Consider the following 16842-nt stretch of genomic DNA (forward strand, 5'->3'; position numbering starts at 1 on the left):
TTTCGATGCTGCTTCGCATAATCGCCGCCGCGCTGACCGTCGCCGCACCCGCGGCCGCCGAGACCGTCGCCTTCACCGCCGCGCGCATGCTCGACGTGACGACGGGCCGGTACGTCGCCTCGCCGGTCGTCGTCGTCACCGACGGGCGCATCGTCGCGGCGGGCGCGAAGGTCGTGGTGCCGGTGGGAGCGAAGCGCGTCGACCTGGGCGGGCTGACGCTGCTGCCCGGGCTGATCGACATGCACGTCCACCTCGACAGCGTGCCGCGCTGGGGCGGCTATTCGGGGCTGCAGTTCAGCGATTCCTACTTCGTCGTCGCGGCGACGGCGAACGCGCGCGCGATGCTCGACAGCGGCTTCACGACGGTGCGTAACGTCGGCTCGACGAACTACAGCGACGTGGGCCTGCGCGAGGCGATCGACGACGGGCTGGTGCCGGGCCCGCGGATCGTCAGTGCGGCGTATGCGCTGGGCGCCACCGGCGGGCACTGCGACGAGACCTATTTCCCGCCCAGCTTCGCGCGCCAGTCACCCGCGGTGGTCAACGGGGTCGACCAGGCCCGCGTCCGCGTCCGCGAGCAGCGCAAGTACGGCGCGCAGGTCATCAAGGTATGCGCAACCGGCGGCGTCTTCTCGCGCAACACCGAGCCCGGCCAGCAGCAGCTTCACGAGGCCGAGCTCGCGGCGATCGTCGACGAGGCGAAGCTGTGGGGCCTGCGCGTCGCGGCGCACGCGCATGGCAGCACAGGCATCAAGGCGGCGATCCGCGCCGGGGTGCACACGATCGAGCACGCCAGCCTGATCGATGCCGAGGGCATCGCGCTGGCGAAGGCACGCGGGGCGTATCTGTCGATGGACATCTACAACACCGACTACACCCAGGCCGAGGGTGCGAAGAACGGGGTGATGGAGGACAACCTGCGCAAGGACCGCGAGGTGGCGCAGATCCAGCGCGACAATTTCCGCGCCGCGCACAAGGCCGGGGTGAAGCTGATCTTCGGCACCGACGCCGGGGTCATGCCGCACGACCAGGCAGCACGGCAGTTCGCGACGATGGTGCAGTACGGGATGACACCTGCGGAGGCGATCCGCGCCGCGACCGCGACCGCCGCCGAAGCGCTCGGCATGGCCGACCGCGGCACCATCGCCCCGGGCCGCTGGGGCGACATGATCGCGGTCGCGGGCGACCCGCTGGCCGACGTCGGCACGCTCACCAAGGTCGCGGTCGTCATCAAGGGCGGCACCGTGGTGAAGGACGCCCGTTGAGCGGCCTGGCGGCGGCGGGCCGCGGCGGCCGCGACCTGACGCAGGGGCCGATTGCCAAGACATTGCTGCTGTTCGCGCTGCCGACGCTCGGGTCGAGCATGCTGCAATCGCTCAACGGCTCGATCAATGCCGTCTGGGTCGGGCGCTTCCTCGGCGAGGCGGCGCTGGCGGCGACGTCGAACGCGACGCTCGTCATGTTCCTGATGTTCTCAGGGATCTTCGGCTTCGCGATGGCGGCGACGATCCTCGTCGGCCAGAACATGGGGCGGCGCGACATCGATTCGGTGCGCCGCGTCGTCGGCACCGCGGTGACACTGTTCGCCGTCGTCTCGGTGCTGATCGCGGCGCTCGGCTGGATCTTCACCCCCGCATTGCTGCGCCTGCTCGGCACGCCGGATGACGTCTACCCGCTGGCACTCGCCTATCTGCGCGTCATCTTCCTCGGCTTCCCGTTCAGCTTCCTAACCGTACTGCTGACCATGTCGCTGCGCGGCACCGGCGACTCGCTGACGCCGCTCTGGTTCTTTCTCGGCTCGGCGGTCATCGACGTGGCGCTGAACCCCGTCTTCATTCTGGGCCTCGGGCCTGCGCCCGCGATGGGCATCGCCGGGTCGGCGGTCGCGACCTTGATCGCAGGGGCGGTCGGGCTGACCGCGCTGGTCATTTATATCCAGGCACGCGGGCTGACGATCCGGCTGAAGGGGGCCGAATGGGCGTACCTCCGCCCCGATCCGGCGCTGCTTCGCGTCATCCTGTTCAAGGGCGTGCCGATGGGGCTGCAGATGGTCGTGCTGTCGGTCTCGGCACTTGCGATGATCGGGCTGGTCAACCGCCAGGGCGTCGTCACCGTCGCGGCGTACGGCGTCACGTCGCAGCTCTGGGCCTATATCCAGATGCCGGCGATGGCACTGGCGGCGGCGGTCAGCGCGATGGCGGCGCAGAACATCGGGGCAGGGCGGTGGGACCGCGTCGAGCGCATCGCGTGGTCGGGGTCGGGCATCAACGTGCTGATGACCGGCGCAATGGTCGTGCTGATCACCCTGATCGACGTACCGGTGCTCGGCCTGTTCCTAAGCGCCGACAGCCCGGCGATTGGCATCGCGCGCCATATCCATCTGCTGGTGTCGTGGAGCTTCATCCTGTTCGGCGTGTCGATCGTGCTGTCGGGCGTGGTGCGCGCCAACGGCTCGGTGATCGCGCCGCTGATCATCCTCGCGGTCGCCGCGCTGCCCGTGCGGCTGGGCCTCGCCTATACGCTGGAGCCGCGCTTCGGCGCCGACGGCATCTGGTGGAGCTTCGGTGCCGGGTCGGTCGTGTCGGTGATCCTGATCCTCGCCTATTTCCGCTGGGGCCGCTGGCGCGAGGGCAAGTTGCTGGCGGGCGCGCCGCCGCTCGCGGAACCGACGACGCCATAGGGGCTTGACATCGATGTGCCGATCTGGTACATTTCATGTCGGTTGTTCGTGTATGCTCTTTCTCAGGTCTGCCGACCCGACAGCGACCGCGCGACGAATCTCACTTCATCGCGCGACCGTAAAATTCGTAAAGTTATTCATCTTGGGCTGAGGGATGCGCCTTCGAAGCGCTGTGCGTGGGCATCGCTTTAGAGTGGACTTCCGCCCGAGCGGATCACGGTCGATAGCTGCGCTCGATATGGCCCGCTAGCGCCTTCTCGTCGAACCACAGCGGTTTCCACTGCTCGTTGGCGAACAGGCGCACCTGATCGGCGTAGTGCCGCGAGTCGGTACGCAGCGTCGCCGCGCCGAACTGGTGGATGCTGCGCGACGCCAGCGTGCCATCGGGCGCCCATTCGACGAGCTGGATCCAGCTGTCGCCGTTCATCGCATAGCGCACGCCCTTGGCATCGTCCTTCGTGCTGTACAACGCGCGCAGCGTGTCGGGGCCGCCATAGACGGGGACGCTCAGCTTGCCGCGCACGATGCGCTGTACGTCGCCGAGTGGCGGGTCGAGCCGGCCGAAGTGTTTCATCAGCCAGGCGCTCTCGCTCTCCACCACCGTCGCCGCATCGGGCAGCGGATCGCCGCGATAGATCGACCGCGCCGCCGCCCCGATGACCATGGCCGCCATCGCATCGGCCTTGCCGCGCCCGTCCTGCACCCAGTCCCACTCGCGCAGCAGCACCCGCGCCGCCGCAGCGTCGGACCCGGTCGGTGACGACGCCTCGATGGCCGCGAACCAGTCGCCGATCGTGCCTTCCCTCGCATAGGCCTTGTCGAACTTGATGCGCAGCAGGTCCTCGCGGCTCACCCGCGCGGGCGCGGCGGCGAACAGCGTGATCCAGCGCCGCGCGCGGTTGGTCATGTTGGTCTCGATGCCCAGCTCGTCGGCGAAGGCTTCGCGCTTCAGGTCGTCGGCGGGAGCGGTGGTGTGGAACGGCGTGTTGTTCGAATCCGCCACCCACCCCGACGGCGGGTCGATCACCGCCGGATAGGCCGCGAACGGGACATAGCTCGTCCACACCGCCTTCGACGTGTCGCCGGGCAGCACGCCCTTCCAGTCGAACCCCTTCGCGCGCGCCGGGAAGCGCGCGTTGTAGAAGCGCGCGACGTGGCCCGCCGCATCGGCATAGACGAAGTTGGTCGCCGGCACCGCCTGCATCGCCATGATCTGCCGCCATTCGGCGAAGTCGCGTGCCTTGTTGAGCCGGTAATATTGCTCGACCTGCCGCACGTCGCCGAAGCCGGTGTAGCGCAGCGCGAAATAGCCCAGGTCGTTCTTGATCACCGGGCCGTGCCTCGACCGGTAGATCGTGCGCGGCACCGGGAGCGTCAGCGGCCCGAACTTGACCCGCAGCCAGACGCGCTTCGTCTCCAGCGGCAGCCATGCGCCATCGTAGCGGTACGACTTGCCGTCCTCGCTCATCGCGAGCTTGTATGTATCGACCAGGTCGGGCCGGTTGACGGTGTTGGTCCAGCCCAGCACCTTGTTGTGGCCGAGCAGCGGGAAGGGCGCCCCGGGGAAGGTCGCGCCCGCGAAGTCCCACCCGTCCTGCGAATGGACGACGACCTCCCACCACGCGACCCCGCCGGTCCACGGCTGGTGCGAATTGGAGATCAGGCGCGTCACCCCGTCGCTCGACTTGCGCGGCGCCAGCGCAAAGGCGTTCGACCCCTTCTCCTCGGCCGGGCCGCTGTCGCGCGGCGGCAGCTTGTTCTCGACCAGCGCACCGAGCGTCCGGTCGAGGCCGAAGAAAAACGGCGAGCGCAGCGCGAACCCCGTCACCACGTCGCGCCCGGTGACCGGGAACAGCCCGCGAAGCCGCATCTCGCCGGGGTGCTTCTCGGCATAGCGGTTGAGGCCCGCGGCATAGGCCTCGACCAGCGCGCGTGTCGCGGGCGACAGCTGCGTCTCGTACCCCCGGTCCGCATCCCGCCGCGCGTCGAGCAGCGCGAGTGCGAAGTCGAGCGTCGCGCCGTCCTTGCCGCTGATCGCCGCCGCCCGCCCGCGGGTTGCCGCGACCACCTCCTCCAGCGTCGGGAAGTCGTCCTCGGCATGGGCATAGGCCAAGCCATAGGCGACGTCGGCGTCGGTCTTCCCGAAGATGTGCGGCACGCCGTAGCTGTCGCGGACGATGCGCACGTCGTGCGTGACCTGGGGGTCGGCCTCGGGCGCCCGCGACGACAGATTGTCCCAGCTCGCCAGGCCGACCAGCACTACGGCGAGCAGCGCAACGAGCAGCCCCAAGATCTTCAACCAGCCGCGCATCGCGTGCCCCCCATTTGCCCGCGACTTAGCGGCAAGGCGCGGCGCGGAGCAATGGGGCTTGACCGCGGCGGCCGGGCAGGGTGTGACCCTGCGCAATGGCCCACGACCACGCCCACGACCACGCGCCCGCCGACTTCGGCCGCGCCTTTGCGATCGGCATCGCGCTCAACGTCGGCTTCGTCATCGTCGAGGCGGGGTACGGGCTGGCGTCCGGGTCGCTCGCGCTGGTCGCCGACGCCGGTCACAATGCGTCGGACGTGCTCGGCCTGCTGCTTGCCTGGGGCGCCGCCTGGGCGACGAAGCGCCGGCCGACAACCGCCTTCACCTTCGGCTGGCGGCGCTCGTCGATCATGGCGGCGCTGATTAACGCGGTCGCACTGATGATGGCGGTGGCGGTCATCGCGGTGGAAGCGGTGCAGCGCTTCAACGACCCGCGGCCCATCGCGACGACGACTGTGATGGCGGTCGCGGCCGCCGGCATCGCGGTCAACGGCATTACCGCCTGGCTGTTCGCACGTGGCCGCAAGGGCGACCTCAACATTCGCGCCGCCTTCCAGCACATGGTCGCCGACGCCGCGGTCTCGGCGGGCGTCGTCGTCGCGGCCTTCGCGATCTCGCGCACCGGCTGGCTGTGGCTCGACCCGGTCGTCAGCATCGCCATCGCGGCGCTGATCGCCGTCGGCAGCTGGGGGCTGCTGCGCGAGTCCGCGCGCCTGTCGCTCGACGCGGTGCCCGAGGGTGTCGATTGCAAAGGCATCGAGGCGTACCTGCAGGGCCTGCCCGGCGTCACCGCGGTTCACCATCTCCACGTCTGGCCGATCAGCACGACCGAGGTGGCGCTGACCGTCCACCTCGACGTCACCGACGCCGGCCCGCACGACGCACTGCTTCACCGCATCGGCGACGACCTCGAGCATCGCTTTAAGATCGCCCACCCGACGATCCAGATCGAAACCGACGCCGCCGCCTGCGCCTTCGGGCACGCACACGCGTGATCCCGCGCCGGTTCGGGGTCCGCAGCGCCGCGCTGGGCGCCGTGACGGTCGCGCTGGCGGGCGTCGTCGCGCTGGCGGCGCAGATCGCCGACGGCGACACGCGCGCCATCGATCGAGCCATCATGACCGCGCTGCGCCGCAGCGACGACCTTGCGCAGCCGATCGGCCCGACGTGGCTGCAGAATGCGATGCTCGACTTCACCGCGCTGGGCGGCGTCTCGGTGCTGACCCTCCTGACCATCCTCGCGGTCGGACTGCTTCTCGCGCAGCGCAAGTGGTGGCGGGCACTGTTCCTGGTCGGCGCGATCAGCGGCGGCGCGCTGCTCAATGCGGGGCTGAAGATCGGCTTCGCGCGCGAGCGTCCCGACCTCGTCGCGCACCTCGTCAAGGTTCACGACCTCAGCTTCCCCAGCGGCCACGCGATGAACTCGGCGGTAGTCTATCTGACGATCGGCGTGCTGCTGGCGCGCGCCGAGAAGGGGCCGCGGGTGAAGGCCTATCTGCTCGGCGGCGCGGTGCTGCTGACGCTGCTTGTCGGCTGCTCGCGCGTCTATCTGGGGGTGCACTTCCCGACCGACGTGCTCGCGGGCTGGACGGTCGGCGCCAGCTGGGCGACCTTGTGCTGGCTGGTCGCCGAGTGGTGGCGGCAGAGGGGGACGCGCGTATGAAGCGGATCGTGCTGGGCCTGCTGCTGATCGCCGCCGCCCCCGAACAGCGCGAGACCGACGCCTACACGCGCTACGAGCTGCTCGCGCCCGCCACCCACAGCTTCCGCATCCTGTACGACATCACCGCCACGACGCCGGGTGCCACCGCCTATTTCAACCCGATCCGCCCCGGCAGCATCGCACGCGACGAAAGCGTCCGCGACGCCGCGACCGGCAAGCCGCTGAAGTTCGCGGAGGTCGGCGGCGACGTGGCGCGCGCCGAGGGCCTGCCGCGCGCCAAGTCGGAGGACAAGTACATCCGCGTGGCGCTCGCGCAGCCAGTGCCCGCCGGCGGCGGCGCGCGCATCGTCATCGACAAGACGTATGAGGACGCCGCGAGCTACCGCACCGAGGGCGACGAGATCGTCTTCGACCGCTCGCTCGGCATCAAGCGCAACGCCGTCGTCCTGCCCCCGGGCTATGAGCTGACCGCGTGCAACGTGCCGTCGCAGGTGCTGCAGGAGCCCGACGGGCGGATCAAGATCAGCTTCTGGAACGCCGCCCCTGGCTCCGCACCGCTGGTGCTGCGCGCCCGCCGCGTCGGACCGCTCGGCACCGGCGCGACGTCGGTCAAGCTCGACGAGCGAGCGCGCCAGACGCGCAACATCGTCTACGACCTGCAGCAGCCCGAAACGCACAGCTTCGCGCTGACCCACGACTATACCGAGACCCGCCCGGGTGTGGCGACCTACGTCAACATCGTGCGCGCCGGCAGCACGGTCGCGAATCCCTCGGCGCGCGATCTCGATACCGGCGCGGCCCTCGCGACCGAGACGCTGCGCGGCGCCGCCGCCCGCTTCGCTGCGCCCGACGCAAAGGGGATCGAAGACACGACCGAGGCGGTGATCTTCCGCTTCGCCCCCGTCGCCGCAGGCCAGACCCGCCGCATACGCATCGCCGAGACGTATACCGACGCCGAACGCTACAGACTGGTGGGCGACGAACTCGTCTGGCACCGCAGCTTCGGCCGCCCAGACAACATCGTCGTCCTTCCCGCCGGCTGGGCGCTGACCAACAGCTCGGTCCCCGCGGTGGTGACGATGACGCCCGGGGGCCGCGTATCCCTGCGCTTCGTCAACCCGCGCACCGACGAGATCGACGTCATCGTCACCGCGCGGCGCCGACCGAAAGTCTGAGGGGGTTGGTAGAAAGTCCCGCCTGCCGCATGAGCATGGACTTCATGCCGAGTAGGCATTTCCGCTGACTCCGGCGGCGCCATAGGACGGTTCCCAGTCGGGAGCTGTCACCATGTCCAAGCATCACGTCGTCATCGTCGGGGCCGGATTCGGCGGGCTTGCGGCGGCGCGCGGGCTGCGGCGCGACGATGTCCGCGTCACCATCATCGACAAGCAGAACCACCACCTGTTCCAGCCCCTGCTGTACCAGGTCGCGACCGCCGGCCTGTCGCCGGCCGAGATCGCCGCGCCGATCCGCACCATCGTCAAGGACCATGGCAACACCAGCGTACTGCTCGACGAGGTCTGCGGCGTCGATGTCGCGACGCGGCGGGTGCGCCTCGCCAGTGGCGCGACGGTCGAATACGACTCGCTGATCCTGGCGACCGGCGCGCGGCACAGCTATTTCGGCAACGACGCCTGGGAGGCGCATGCGCCGGGCATCAAGACACTCGACGACGCGGTGCGCGTCCGCCGCTCGATCCTGATCGCGATGGAGCGCGCCGAGACGCTGCGGCAGGAGAATATCGGCGAGCGCATGGATTTCCTGACCTTCGTCGTCATCGGCGGCGGGCCGACCGGCGTCGAGATGGCGGGAGCGATCTCCGAACTGACCCGCCATGCGGCCGAGATGGATTTCCGCCACATCACGCCGAAATGCCTGCGCATCGTGCTGATCGAGGCGGGTCCGCGCCTGCTCGCGACTTTCCCCGAGGCGCTGGGCGAAGCGGCGCAGCAGTCACTCGAACAGCTGGGCGTCGAGGTGCGCCTTAACTCGCGCGTCGAACAGATCAGCGCGGGCAGCGTGACCGTCAGTGGCAATATGCTGCGTGCCGCGACGATCGTATGGGCGGCGGGCGTCCAGGCGTCGCGTGCCGCAGCGTGGCTAGGTGTCACCGGTGACCGCGCCGGTCGGGTGGCCGTTGACCCTGACATGAGCGTGCCGGGCTGCCCCGGCGTCTATGCGGTCGGCGATACCGCCTCCATCGCGCGCGCCGACGGGCGGCCGGTCCCCGGTATCGCGCCGGCGGCCAAGCAGCAGGGCGGCTATGTCGCGTCCGTCGTCGCGGCGCGCATCGCCGGCGCCGCACCGCCGCCACCGTTCCGATACCGCGACCATGGCAATCTCGCGACGATCGGGCGGAAGCGCGCGGTCGCCGACTTCGGCCGCGTCCGCCTGTCGGGCTTTCCCGCCTGGCTGCTGTGGTCGACCTCGCACATCTACTTCTTGGTAGGCTTCCGCAGCCGCGTGACGGTCGGGCTGCACTGGCTGTGGAGCTACCTGACCTTCGAACGCGGCGCCCGGCTGATCACCGGCCTCGCCGACATGCCCGACAGTATCGCCGTGCCGCAGCAGCGCGCCGCCTGACTTTCGTGATCTTGCTATTGCCGCCGGCGCACGCTTGGCGTGCCGCGCCACGCTCGTGCTAGCTGGTCGCGATGGAGATGCATCAGATCCGCTATTTCCTGGCCGTCGCGCGGACGCTCAATTTCACGCGCGCTGCCGAAGAGTCGAACGTCACCCAGCCGTCGCTGACGCGCGCCATCCAGAAGCTGGAGGATGAGTTCGGCGGGCTGTTGTTCCGCCGCGAGCGGTCGCTGACCCACCTGACGGACATGGGCCGCCAGATGCTGCCCCACCTCGAGCGTACCTACCAGGCGGCGCAGGCGGCGAAGGACCTGGCGCGCGGCATCGGCAGGGAGGCGGTCGCGCCGCTCAACCTGGGTCTCGCGACGCCGCTGACCACGCCGCAGCTGGCGGCAGCGTTGGCCGAGGTCGGGGCGGGCCTGCCGGGGTTCCAGCTGCGCGTCGTCAGCGGGCAGGGCGACGCGCTGCTTGACGACATGCTGAAGGGCGATCTCGACATGGTGATCGCCGCCGAGCCGCGGGACCGCCACGACCGGCTCGATGCGATCCCGATGTTCGCGCTCGATTACGGTGTCGTCACGCACGAGGGGCACGCGCTGCTGGAAAAAGGCGAGGCGACGCTGGCGTGCCTGCATGGCGTCTGCTGGATCGCCGTCGGCGGCGACCTCGACGCCGAATTCCGCGAGGTGTGCGCAGCCGAGGGGGTCGAGCCCGACCATCGCCACGCGGCGGGATCCGAGGCCGATGCCCTGCGTCTCGTCGCGGCACGGCTGGGCAGTGCGCTGGCGGTACGGGCGGCGCCGTTGCCCGAAGGCGTGCACATGGTCGACGTCGCGGGCGTGCACCTGACGCGCCGCGTCGTGATCGCGACGGTTTCGGGGCGTCAGCGCCCGCCGGCGGGCGACGCGCTGATCCGCGCGATCAGGAGTAGGGCCTGGCCGTGACGCCCAGCGCCTCGACCACCGCGATGACCACGGCGGGATCGGCGCGGATGCGGAAGTCGGGCTCGACGAAGGCGTAGCGCACCGTGCCGTCGCCTGCGATGACGAAGGTCGCCGGGATCGGCAGCAGCCGCCCGGTGTCGCCGTAGATGTCGGCGAGGTCGAGGCCGGCGCCGCGATACGCATCGTGGACCGCCTCGCCGACGATGCTGGTCAGGCCCAGCGCGGTCGCGAGACCATGGTCGACGTCGCACAGCATCTCGGCACCGGGCGCGAGGCTGCAGCGTGTCGTCTCGGCGCGGCCGCCGATCTCGCTGCTGACCGCGATCAGCCGGCCGCCGACGGCCTCCAGCCGCGGGATGGCGGCGGCCCAGGCGGCGAGCTCGGCGCGGCAATAGGGGCACCAGCCGCCGCGGATGAAGTTGAGGACGATCGGCCCGGCGCCCAGCAGGTCGTCGAGCGCGACGTAGCGCCCCGACGAGTTGGGCAGCACGAAGGGCTCGAGCCGGTCGCCCAGTCGCGGCGCGCTGCTGCCGGTGCCGCGCGTGCGCAGCTCGGCAATGAAGCCGTCGTAGAGGCTCGCCCAGTCGGGCGCGGCGGCGGCAGGGGTCATCGTCATCATCGCCCGATAGTGCGGCCGGCGGGCGGGCGAGGGCAAGCACCCGCGCGCGCATCGGTTCCATGCCCGGCGGCAATGCTGCCGCGTGCCGTGCATCGAAAGCATAGCGCACCGGCATTTCACGCAGCCCTCCCCGACCGGCATTCAGGGTGACAGGAACCCGGCGCCGTTTCCCCTGGCGGCGACCGGGTTCCACCCAACCGAAGGGACGAACCCCATGCGCCTCAAGACCCTCCTCCTGGCCGTCGCACTTGCCGTCGCGCCCGCCCCGGGCTTCGCCAAGATTGCGCCGGTCTATACCGGCACGTTCAGCAACGTCGCGGTCTCCGGATACGACCCGGTCGCCTATTTTACCCAGAAGAAGCCGGTGAAGGGTTCGCCCAGGTTCAGCACCAGCTGGCAGGGTGCCGAATGGCACTTCGCCAATGCCGCCTACCTCGCGGCGTTCAAGGCGAACCCGACGAAGTACGCGCCGCAATACGGCGGCTACTGCGCCTGGGCGGTCAGCCAGGGCTACACCGCGTCGGGCGACCCGATGGTTTGGAAGGTCGTCAACGACCGGCTGTACCTCAACTACAACGCCGACATCGGCGCCAAATGGTCGAAGAACATCCCAGGCTTCATCGCCGCGGGCGACACCAACTGGCCCAAGCTGACCGCGAAGTAAGCGCGTCCCCCGACCCCTTTGAAGAGGAGTGACCGCGATGGCCACGATCCGCAGATATCAGTTCGTTTTCATTCTCTACATCGCCTTCGTGTTCATCCAGTCGCTCTTCTTCAAGTTCACCAACTCGCCCGAGACCCAGTACATCTTCGGCACGCTCGACGTCTGGGCCGCCGGCCTGGGCTTCGGCGGGGTGTTCGCGCCGGGCGGCATCTTCTCGCAATATGTCATCGGCAGCTTCGAACTGATCGCCAGCGTCGCGCTGCTGCTCAGCCTGTTCCCGGCGCTGCGCCTGATCCGCCCCTATGCCGCGCTGCTTGCGCTCGGCGTCATCTCGGGAGCGATCTTCTTCCACCTGTTCACGCCGCTCGGCGTCGCGGTCCAGAACACCGACGGCACCAGCGACGGCGGCGAGCTCTTCGCCCTCGCCTGCGGGGTCTGGGTATCGGCAGCGTTCCTGGTGGCGCTCAACCGCGACCGGCTGCCGATCGTCGGCCGCCGCGCCGCCGCCGCCTGACCCCCCGAGAACCGGAGACGCACGATGGACAATTGGCTGATCGCGACCCTCGACAATGCGATGCTGTCGCCAGTGTTCCTGTTCGTCGCGCTGGTCGCTGCGACTTTCGTGCTGGAGGATGTCGCCACCGTCGCCGCCGGCATCCTGGCGGGGCGCATGTCGATTGATCCTTTCACTGCGGTCGCTGCGGTGATCGTCGGCACCATCGCCGGCGACCTCGCGCTCTATGCGGTCGGCCGCTGGCTCGGCACGTCGCGTCTCGCGACCCAGTTCCGCGCGCGCAGCGACGGTCGGCTCGAGGACCGGTTGCGCCGCCATGGCCTTATGGCCGTTGCCGTGGCGCGCTTCGTGCCGGGCACGCGCCTGCCGATCTTCTTCGGCAGCGGGGTCGTGCGCACGCCACTCGCCAAGCTGACGCTGGTGATCGTCGGAACGACCTTGGTCTGGACGCCTGCGCTGTTCGTCGCGAGCAGCCAGGCGGGCGGCGCCCTCTTCACTAACCTGAACGCCGGCACGATCGCACTCGCTGCCGGTGTCCTTGCCGCAGTGATGCTCGCGCCCCGCCTGTTCGCGCGCCGCAGCGCCGCGCTCGCCTGAACCGGACCCCGACCATGCTGCAACGCTCGAACGGCCTTGTCCTGACCACCGCCGATCCGCGTGACGCGGTCGCCGTCGACGCCGCGGAGGCGGCGCTGCTGCGCTACGGCAAGGACGTCGCATTGTACCTCGACAGCCCGGCCGCATCGGGTGACTGCGTTTACGGGCTGGCACTCGCCGCGGCGTTCAACCTGATGGCGATGACCGCGCCTGCCGCGGCCCGCGCCCGGCCGCTGATCGCCGCCGCCGAGCGCCATGTGCGCGGTGCGACGCCCCACGAGCGCGCCTTCGTCGCGGCCGTCGCCGACTGGGGCCGCGGCGACCTGACCGCCGCCATTGCTCGTCACCGCCGCATCGCCGAGGCGTGGCCGACCGACCTGCTGTCGGCGAAGATTTTGCATTTCCACCAGATCAACACCGGCGACTTCGCCGGAATGCTGGCGTCGCTCGGCCCCATCGTCGCGGCGCAGCCGGGGCTGCATTATGTCCACGGCATGCGCGCCTTCGCGCTCGAACAATGCGGCGAAACTCGCGCCGCCGAGATCGCCGGCCGCCATGCCGCATCGCTGGGCAACGATCCCTGGGCGCATCATGCCGTCGCGCATGTCCTCGATACCGAGGGCCGGGCGCGCGAGGGGCGCGACTGGATTGCAGCAACCAGCGCCGGGTGGGAGGGCTGCTCGTCGTTCATGCTGACCCACAATTGGTGGCATGCGGCGCTGTTCGAGATCACCCTCGGCGATCATGACGCCGCGCTCGACATCTTCGACACGCGCGTTTGGGGCGTGCGGCGCGACTGCTGCCAGGATCAGGTCAACGCCGTGTCGCTGCTGGCGCGGCTTGAGCTCGTCGGGCTCGACGTCGGCGACCGCTGGCACGACCTTGCGCCCCATCTAGCGGCGCGCATCGACGACCGCGCCAATCCGTTCGTCGACCTGCATTATGCCTATGGCCTGGCGCGGGCCGGGGCAGACGAACCGCTAGGTGCGCTGTTCGCCGATCTCGCCATCAGGGCGGAGCTGCGACGGCCGCTCGATATCGCGGCGGCTACCGCGGCGCGGGCGATGACCGCGCACGCGCGACGGCGCTATGACGAGGCGGCGGAGGCCTTCGCGACACTCGGCCCCACGATCGGGCTGGGCGGCAGCCACACGCAGCGCCAGCTGATCGACCTCTGCGCCGTCGATGCCCGCGCACGCCGCACCGACAGCGGCCGCGTCATTCATGGCGGCTGGTCGCGCCCTTACCGGCCCACCGCATGCGCCGCCTGATCATGGGCACACGACCCGCCTACAGGATGCTCGCCAGGGAGGCCGCGCCATGCTGATCGCCGAGCCCAATCGCGGCATGCCGCCGCTCGCGCCCGCGCCGGCGCTGTCGTTCTTCGAATTCTGGCCGGCGAAGCTCTTCTATCTCCCCGTCTGGGTCTGGGTGCTGTGGCTGTCGCTGCGCCATGGCGGGCTGCGCTTGCCGCTCGTCGCCAATCCGCTGTTTCCGGCGGGCGGGCTGTTCGGTGAGGTCAAGTCCGACATCCTCGATCAAATTGGGGGATCGGCGCGGCGCTGGGTGGCGCGCTACGTGAAGATCGCGCGCGGCGACGGGTTGAGCGACACGGTGGCGGAGAAGGCGATCGCGGCCGCGCGTGCCGACGGCCTCGACTTCCCGCTCGTCGCGAAGCCCGAGCTCGGCTGCCGCGGCGCGGGCGTCCGCCCGGTGCATAGTGCCGCCGACCTCGCCGCCTATGTCGCGGGCTTTCCGCACGGCGAGAGCTTCCTGCTCCAGCAGCTGATCGACGTCGAGGGCGAGGCGGGCGTGTTCTACGTGCGCGAACCCGGCGCAGAGCGCGGCGAGATCATCTCGCTGACCCTCAAGTATTTCCCGTATGTCATCGGCGACGGCCGCCGCACGCTGGCGAAGCTGATCCGCGCCGATCCGCGCGCCGGTCGGCTGGCGCACCTCTATCTGCCGCGCCACACCGCGCGGCTGGGCCAGGTGCTGGGCGACGGCGAGACCTTCCGGCTGGCGTTCGCGGGCAGTCACAGCCGCGGCGCGATCTTCCGCGACGGCACACCGCTCGTCACCGAGGCGATGCGCGCGCGCTTCGACGCGATCGCGCGCGAGGTGCCCGAATTCTGGTTCGGCCGCTTCGACGTGCGCTTCGCCAACTTCGCCGACCTGCAGCGAGGGCAGGGCTTCACCATCCTCGAATGCAACGGCGCCGGCTCGGAATCGACCCACGTCTGGGACAGCCGCACGACGTTGTTCAGTGCCTATGCGGCGCTGTTCCGACAGTATGCATTGCTGTGGCGCATCGGCGCCGCGAACCGCAGGCGCGGCTTCCGGCCCGAAGGCTGGGGTGCCTTCCTGGCGCGCCGCCGCCGCGAGCTCGACGCGACGCCCGCTTATCCGATGACCGCGTGACGCGCCCCGCGGGCATGACGGCCGCCAACTGGCGGGCTCATCCGTACGCGCCCTGGGCGTTCCGCAACGTCGCGGCGTTCCTGCCGGTGGCGACGGTGCCCGCCGGGCGCGCCACGCCGCTGCCGGATGGGCGGCCGCTGGACGGCGTCGACCTCGCCGGCACGCATGTGGACGGCCTGATCGTCGTGCACCGCGGCGCGGTGGTGCAAGAGACCTATGCCGAAGGAATGACGGCGGCGACGCGGCACCTGTGCTTCTCGGTCACCAAATCGCTCGTCGGGCTGCTCGCCGAGCTGCTAATCGCCGACGGCGCGATAGACCCCGCCGCGACGGCGGACACGCTGGTCCCCGAGCTGGCGGGCACGGCGTTCGGCGGCGCGACGCTGCGCGCCCTGCTCGACATGGTCGATGGCGTGCCGTTCGACGAGACCTATGCCGACGACAGCGCGCAGATCCACCATTACTCGAAGCATTTTTGGGGCGACGGCGAGGGCGGCGTGCTCGCTGCCCTGCAGGCGCTTCCGAGTGCCGCTCCGGGCGCGGGCTTCGCCTATCGCACCGCGGTCAGCGACGTCGTCGGGCTGATGCTCGAACGATCGACCAACCAGCCGCTCGAGGTACTGGTCGCGCGCCACATCTGGGGCCCGGCGGGCGCGGCCGACGACGCGCACTGGGTCCGTGACACCGGCGGGCGGGTGATCGCGTCGGCGGGCTTCGCGTGCACGCTGCGCGACCTCGCGCGCGTCGGGGTCTGGTTGCTGGGCCTCGGCGGACCTGCCGCTGCGTCGATCGCACGCGGCGGCGACCGCGCCGCCTTCGCCGCGTCGGGGCAGTGCACGCGGCCGGGCTATTCGTACCGCAGCCATTGGTGGATCGACCATGCGGCAGGTGCGTGGAACGCGCTCGGCGTGTTTGGCCAGCGGCTGCATGTCGTGCCCGATGCCGACCTCGTCATCGCGCGCTTCGGCTCGCACCCGGTGGCGAGCAACGTCGGCACCGACGCCCTCCACGCCCGCGCCTTCGCCGCTGTCCGCGCTGCCCTAGAAGCGCAATGATACCCCGACGAAGGGCGCGAAGCGGTCGGCGTCGCCGCTGACGCCGACCTGGACGCCGGTGTCGAACTGCAGGTCGTCGCGCGCCTGCCAGGTGATGCCGGTGTTGAGGCTGGTCGATGCCTGCCCGTCGCCGATCTCGGCTGCGGCCTCGAAATAGCTGCCGACCGTGTCGCTCCAGTCGACCGACAGCGAGGCGGTGGCGATGCCGAAGGCGCGGTAGCCGCGGTCTGCATCGGGCCGCCGTGCCACGACGCCGCCGTTGAGGCCGAGGCCCAGTCCGCCGCCGAAATCGAGCGCCAGCGGCACCAGCACGCCATATTCGACATCGTCGGGGCCGACGCCGCTGCCGGGGTCGAGCGGGATGCTGACGAAGGGCAGCAGCGCCAGCGCAGTCGGCCCGCCGTCGTCTCCCCAAAGGTTCAGCTTGGGCCGCAACTCGATTGCGCCGACGCCCTGCCGGCGCGGCCCCGTGCCGGGATCGAAGATGCCGTACGGTGCGATGCCGACATCGATCTCGAGCGCCGAAGTCACGCCGAAGCGGACGTTGGTCGTCGCGAACTCGTACGACCTCGGGCGGGCGCCATCCTCGCGCTTGCCCAGCGCATAGCCGAACAAGGTCGTCTCAACCTGGAAATGCCCGGGCTCGACGGTGAACGGGCTCTCGGTCGTGTCGGGACGGTCGGTGGTGAAGTCGCGCCGCGCCGGCTCGGCGGCAAAAAGCGGGGCGGCGCCGATCAGCGCCGCCCCCAGCAGGGCAATGACAGGGCGGGGGTTCGGTGCCATGTCTGCCA

The 16842-nt window shown here is 70.2% G+C and carries 16 protein-coding genes; 13 read left to right on the forward strand and 3 right to left on the reverse strand.

Translation table 11 applies throughout. The annotated features are described in order from the left end of the window. Positions 1-5 precede the first annotated feature (5 nt). Together FMM06_RS05055 and FMM06_RS05060 are read left to right on the forward strand one after the other, a co-directional pair. Positions 6-1265, forward strand: coding sequence for a Xaa-Pro dipeptidase (locus tag FMM06_RS05055; RefSeq protein ID WP_143555071.1), 1260 nt, complete (start codon positions 6-8; stop codon positions 1263-1265). Further along, positions 1262-2680, forward strand: a complete 1419-nt coding sequence (locus tag FMM06_RS05060; RefSeq protein ID WP_235889076.1) for an MATE family efflux transporter — start codon at positions 1262-1264, stop codon at positions 2678-2680. The genes FMM06_RS05055 and FMM06_RS05060 overlap by 4 nt, the downstream gene beginning before the upstream one ends. Positions 2681-2894: 214 nt before the next feature. Here FMM06_RS05060 and FMM06_RS05065 read toward each other — a convergent pair whose 3' ends face one another. After that, the gene (locus tag FMM06_RS05065) at positions 2895-4991 is read right to left on the reverse strand and encodes an acylase (RefSeq protein ID WP_185965049.1); all 2097 of its coding nucleotides are present in this window, start codon (positions 4989-4991) and stop codon (positions 2895-2897) included. Between the two features lie 95 nt (positions 4992-5086). Between FMM06_RS05065 and FMM06_RS05070 the strand changes: the two genes are divergently transcribed. The 5 genes from FMM06_RS05070 (at position 5087) to FMM06_RS05090 (ending at position 10181) form a co-directional block, all read left to right on the forward strand. After that, positions 5087-5986 (forward strand): cation diffusion facilitator family transporter, encoded by a 900-nt coding sequence (locus FMM06_RS05070; RefSeq protein ID WP_143555072.1) that lies wholly within the window; start codon positions 5087-5089, stop codon positions 5984-5986. Further along, entirely contained in the window at positions 5983-6654 is a 672-nt protein-coding gene (locus tag FMM06_RS05075) for a phosphatase PAP2 family protein (RefSeq protein WP_207790241.1), read from the forward strand. The genes FMM06_RS05070 and FMM06_RS05075 overlap by 4 nt, the downstream gene beginning before the upstream one ends. Continuing rightward, positions 6651-7829 (forward strand): hypothetical protein, encoded by a 1179-nt coding sequence (locus tag FMM06_RS05080; protein ID WP_143555073.1) that lies wholly within the window; start codon positions 6651-6653, stop codon positions 7827-7829. The genes FMM06_RS05075 and FMM06_RS05080 overlap by 4 nt, the downstream gene beginning before the upstream one ends. A 112-nt stretch (positions 7830-7941) precedes the next feature. Further along, a complete protein-coding gene (locus FMM06_RS05085) occupies positions 7942-9237 on the forward strand; it encodes an NAD(P)/FAD-dependent oxidoreductase (protein ID WP_143555074.1) in 1296 nt (431 codons plus the stop codon). A gap of 71 nt (positions 9238-9308) precedes the next feature. Continuing rightward, entirely contained in the window at positions 9309-10181 is an 873-nt protein-coding gene (locus FMM06_RS05090; protein WP_143555075.1) for a LysR family transcriptional regulator, read from the forward strand. Here the strand turns inward: FMM06_RS05090 and FMM06_RS05095 are convergent. Continuing rightward, positions 10159-10797, reverse strand: a complete 639-nt coding sequence (locus FMM06_RS05095; RefSeq protein WP_185965050.1) for a peroxiredoxin-like family protein — start codon at positions 10795-10797, stop codon at positions 10159-10161. The two genes, FMM06_RS05090 and FMM06_RS05095, sit on opposite strands and share 23 nt — an antisense overlap. A gap of 217 nt (positions 10798-11014) precedes the next feature. On the opposite strand from FMM06_RS05095, the gene FMM06_RS05100 reads away from it, so the two are divergent. From FMM06_RS05100 to FMM06_RS05120, 6 genes are read left to right on the forward strand one after another with little or no spacing between them, the layout of a single operon-like run. Continuing rightward, complete coding sequence (locus FMM06_RS05100; RefSeq protein ID WP_143555077.1) at positions 11015-11464, forward strand: YHS domain-containing (seleno)protein; 450 nt, start codon at positions 11015-11017, stop codon at positions 11462-11464. 37 nt (positions 11465-11501) lie between these two features. Further along, positions 11502-11978: a hypothetical protein gene (locus tag FMM06_RS05105; protein ID WP_143555078.1), complete on the forward strand. Its 477-nt coding sequence runs from the start codon at positions 11502-11504 to the stop codon at positions 11976-11978. 24 nt (positions 11979-12002) lie between these two features. Next, positions 12003-12575 (forward strand): DedA family protein, encoded by a 573-nt coding sequence (locus tag FMM06_RS05110; RefSeq protein ID WP_143555079.1) that lies wholly within the window; start codon positions 12003-12005, stop codon positions 12573-12575. 14 nt (positions 12576-12589) lie between these two features. After that, positions 12590-13846 carry a tetratricopeptide repeat protein gene (locus FMM06_RS05115; RefSeq protein WP_143555080.1) on the forward strand — a complete coding sequence of 419 codons (1257 nt, stop codon included), beginning with the start codon at positions 12590-12592 and terminating at the stop codon, positions 13844-13846. 49 nt (positions 13847-13895) lie between these two features. Further along, positions 13896-14996: a D-alanine--D-alanine ligase gene (locus tag FMM06_RS16705; protein WP_185965051.1), complete on the forward strand. Its 1101-nt coding sequence runs from the start codon at positions 13896-13898 to the stop codon at positions 14994-14996. After that, on the forward strand, positions 14993-16051 hold the full coding sequence (locus FMM06_RS05120) for a serine hydrolase domain-containing protein (RefSeq protein ID WP_185965052.1): 1059 nt from the start codon (positions 14993-14995) through the stop codon (positions 16049-16051). The genes FMM06_RS16705 and FMM06_RS05120 overlap by 4 nt, the downstream gene beginning before the upstream one ends. Here FMM06_RS05120 and FMM06_RS05125 read toward each other — a convergent pair. Continuing rightward, positions 16037-16834, reverse strand: coding sequence for a transporter (locus tag FMM06_RS05125; RefSeq protein WP_143555082.1), 798 nt, complete (start codon positions 16832-16834; stop codon positions 16037-16039). The genes FMM06_RS05120 and FMM06_RS05125 overlap by 15 nt on opposite strands. Between the last annotated feature and the right edge of the window lie 8 nt (positions 16835-16842).

The organism is Glacieibacterium frigidum, assembly GCF_007097155.1.
Taxonomy (GTDB): domain Bacteria; phylum Pseudomonadota; class Alphaproteobacteria; order Sphingomonadales; family Sphingomonadaceae; genus Glacieibacterium; species Glacieibacterium frigidum.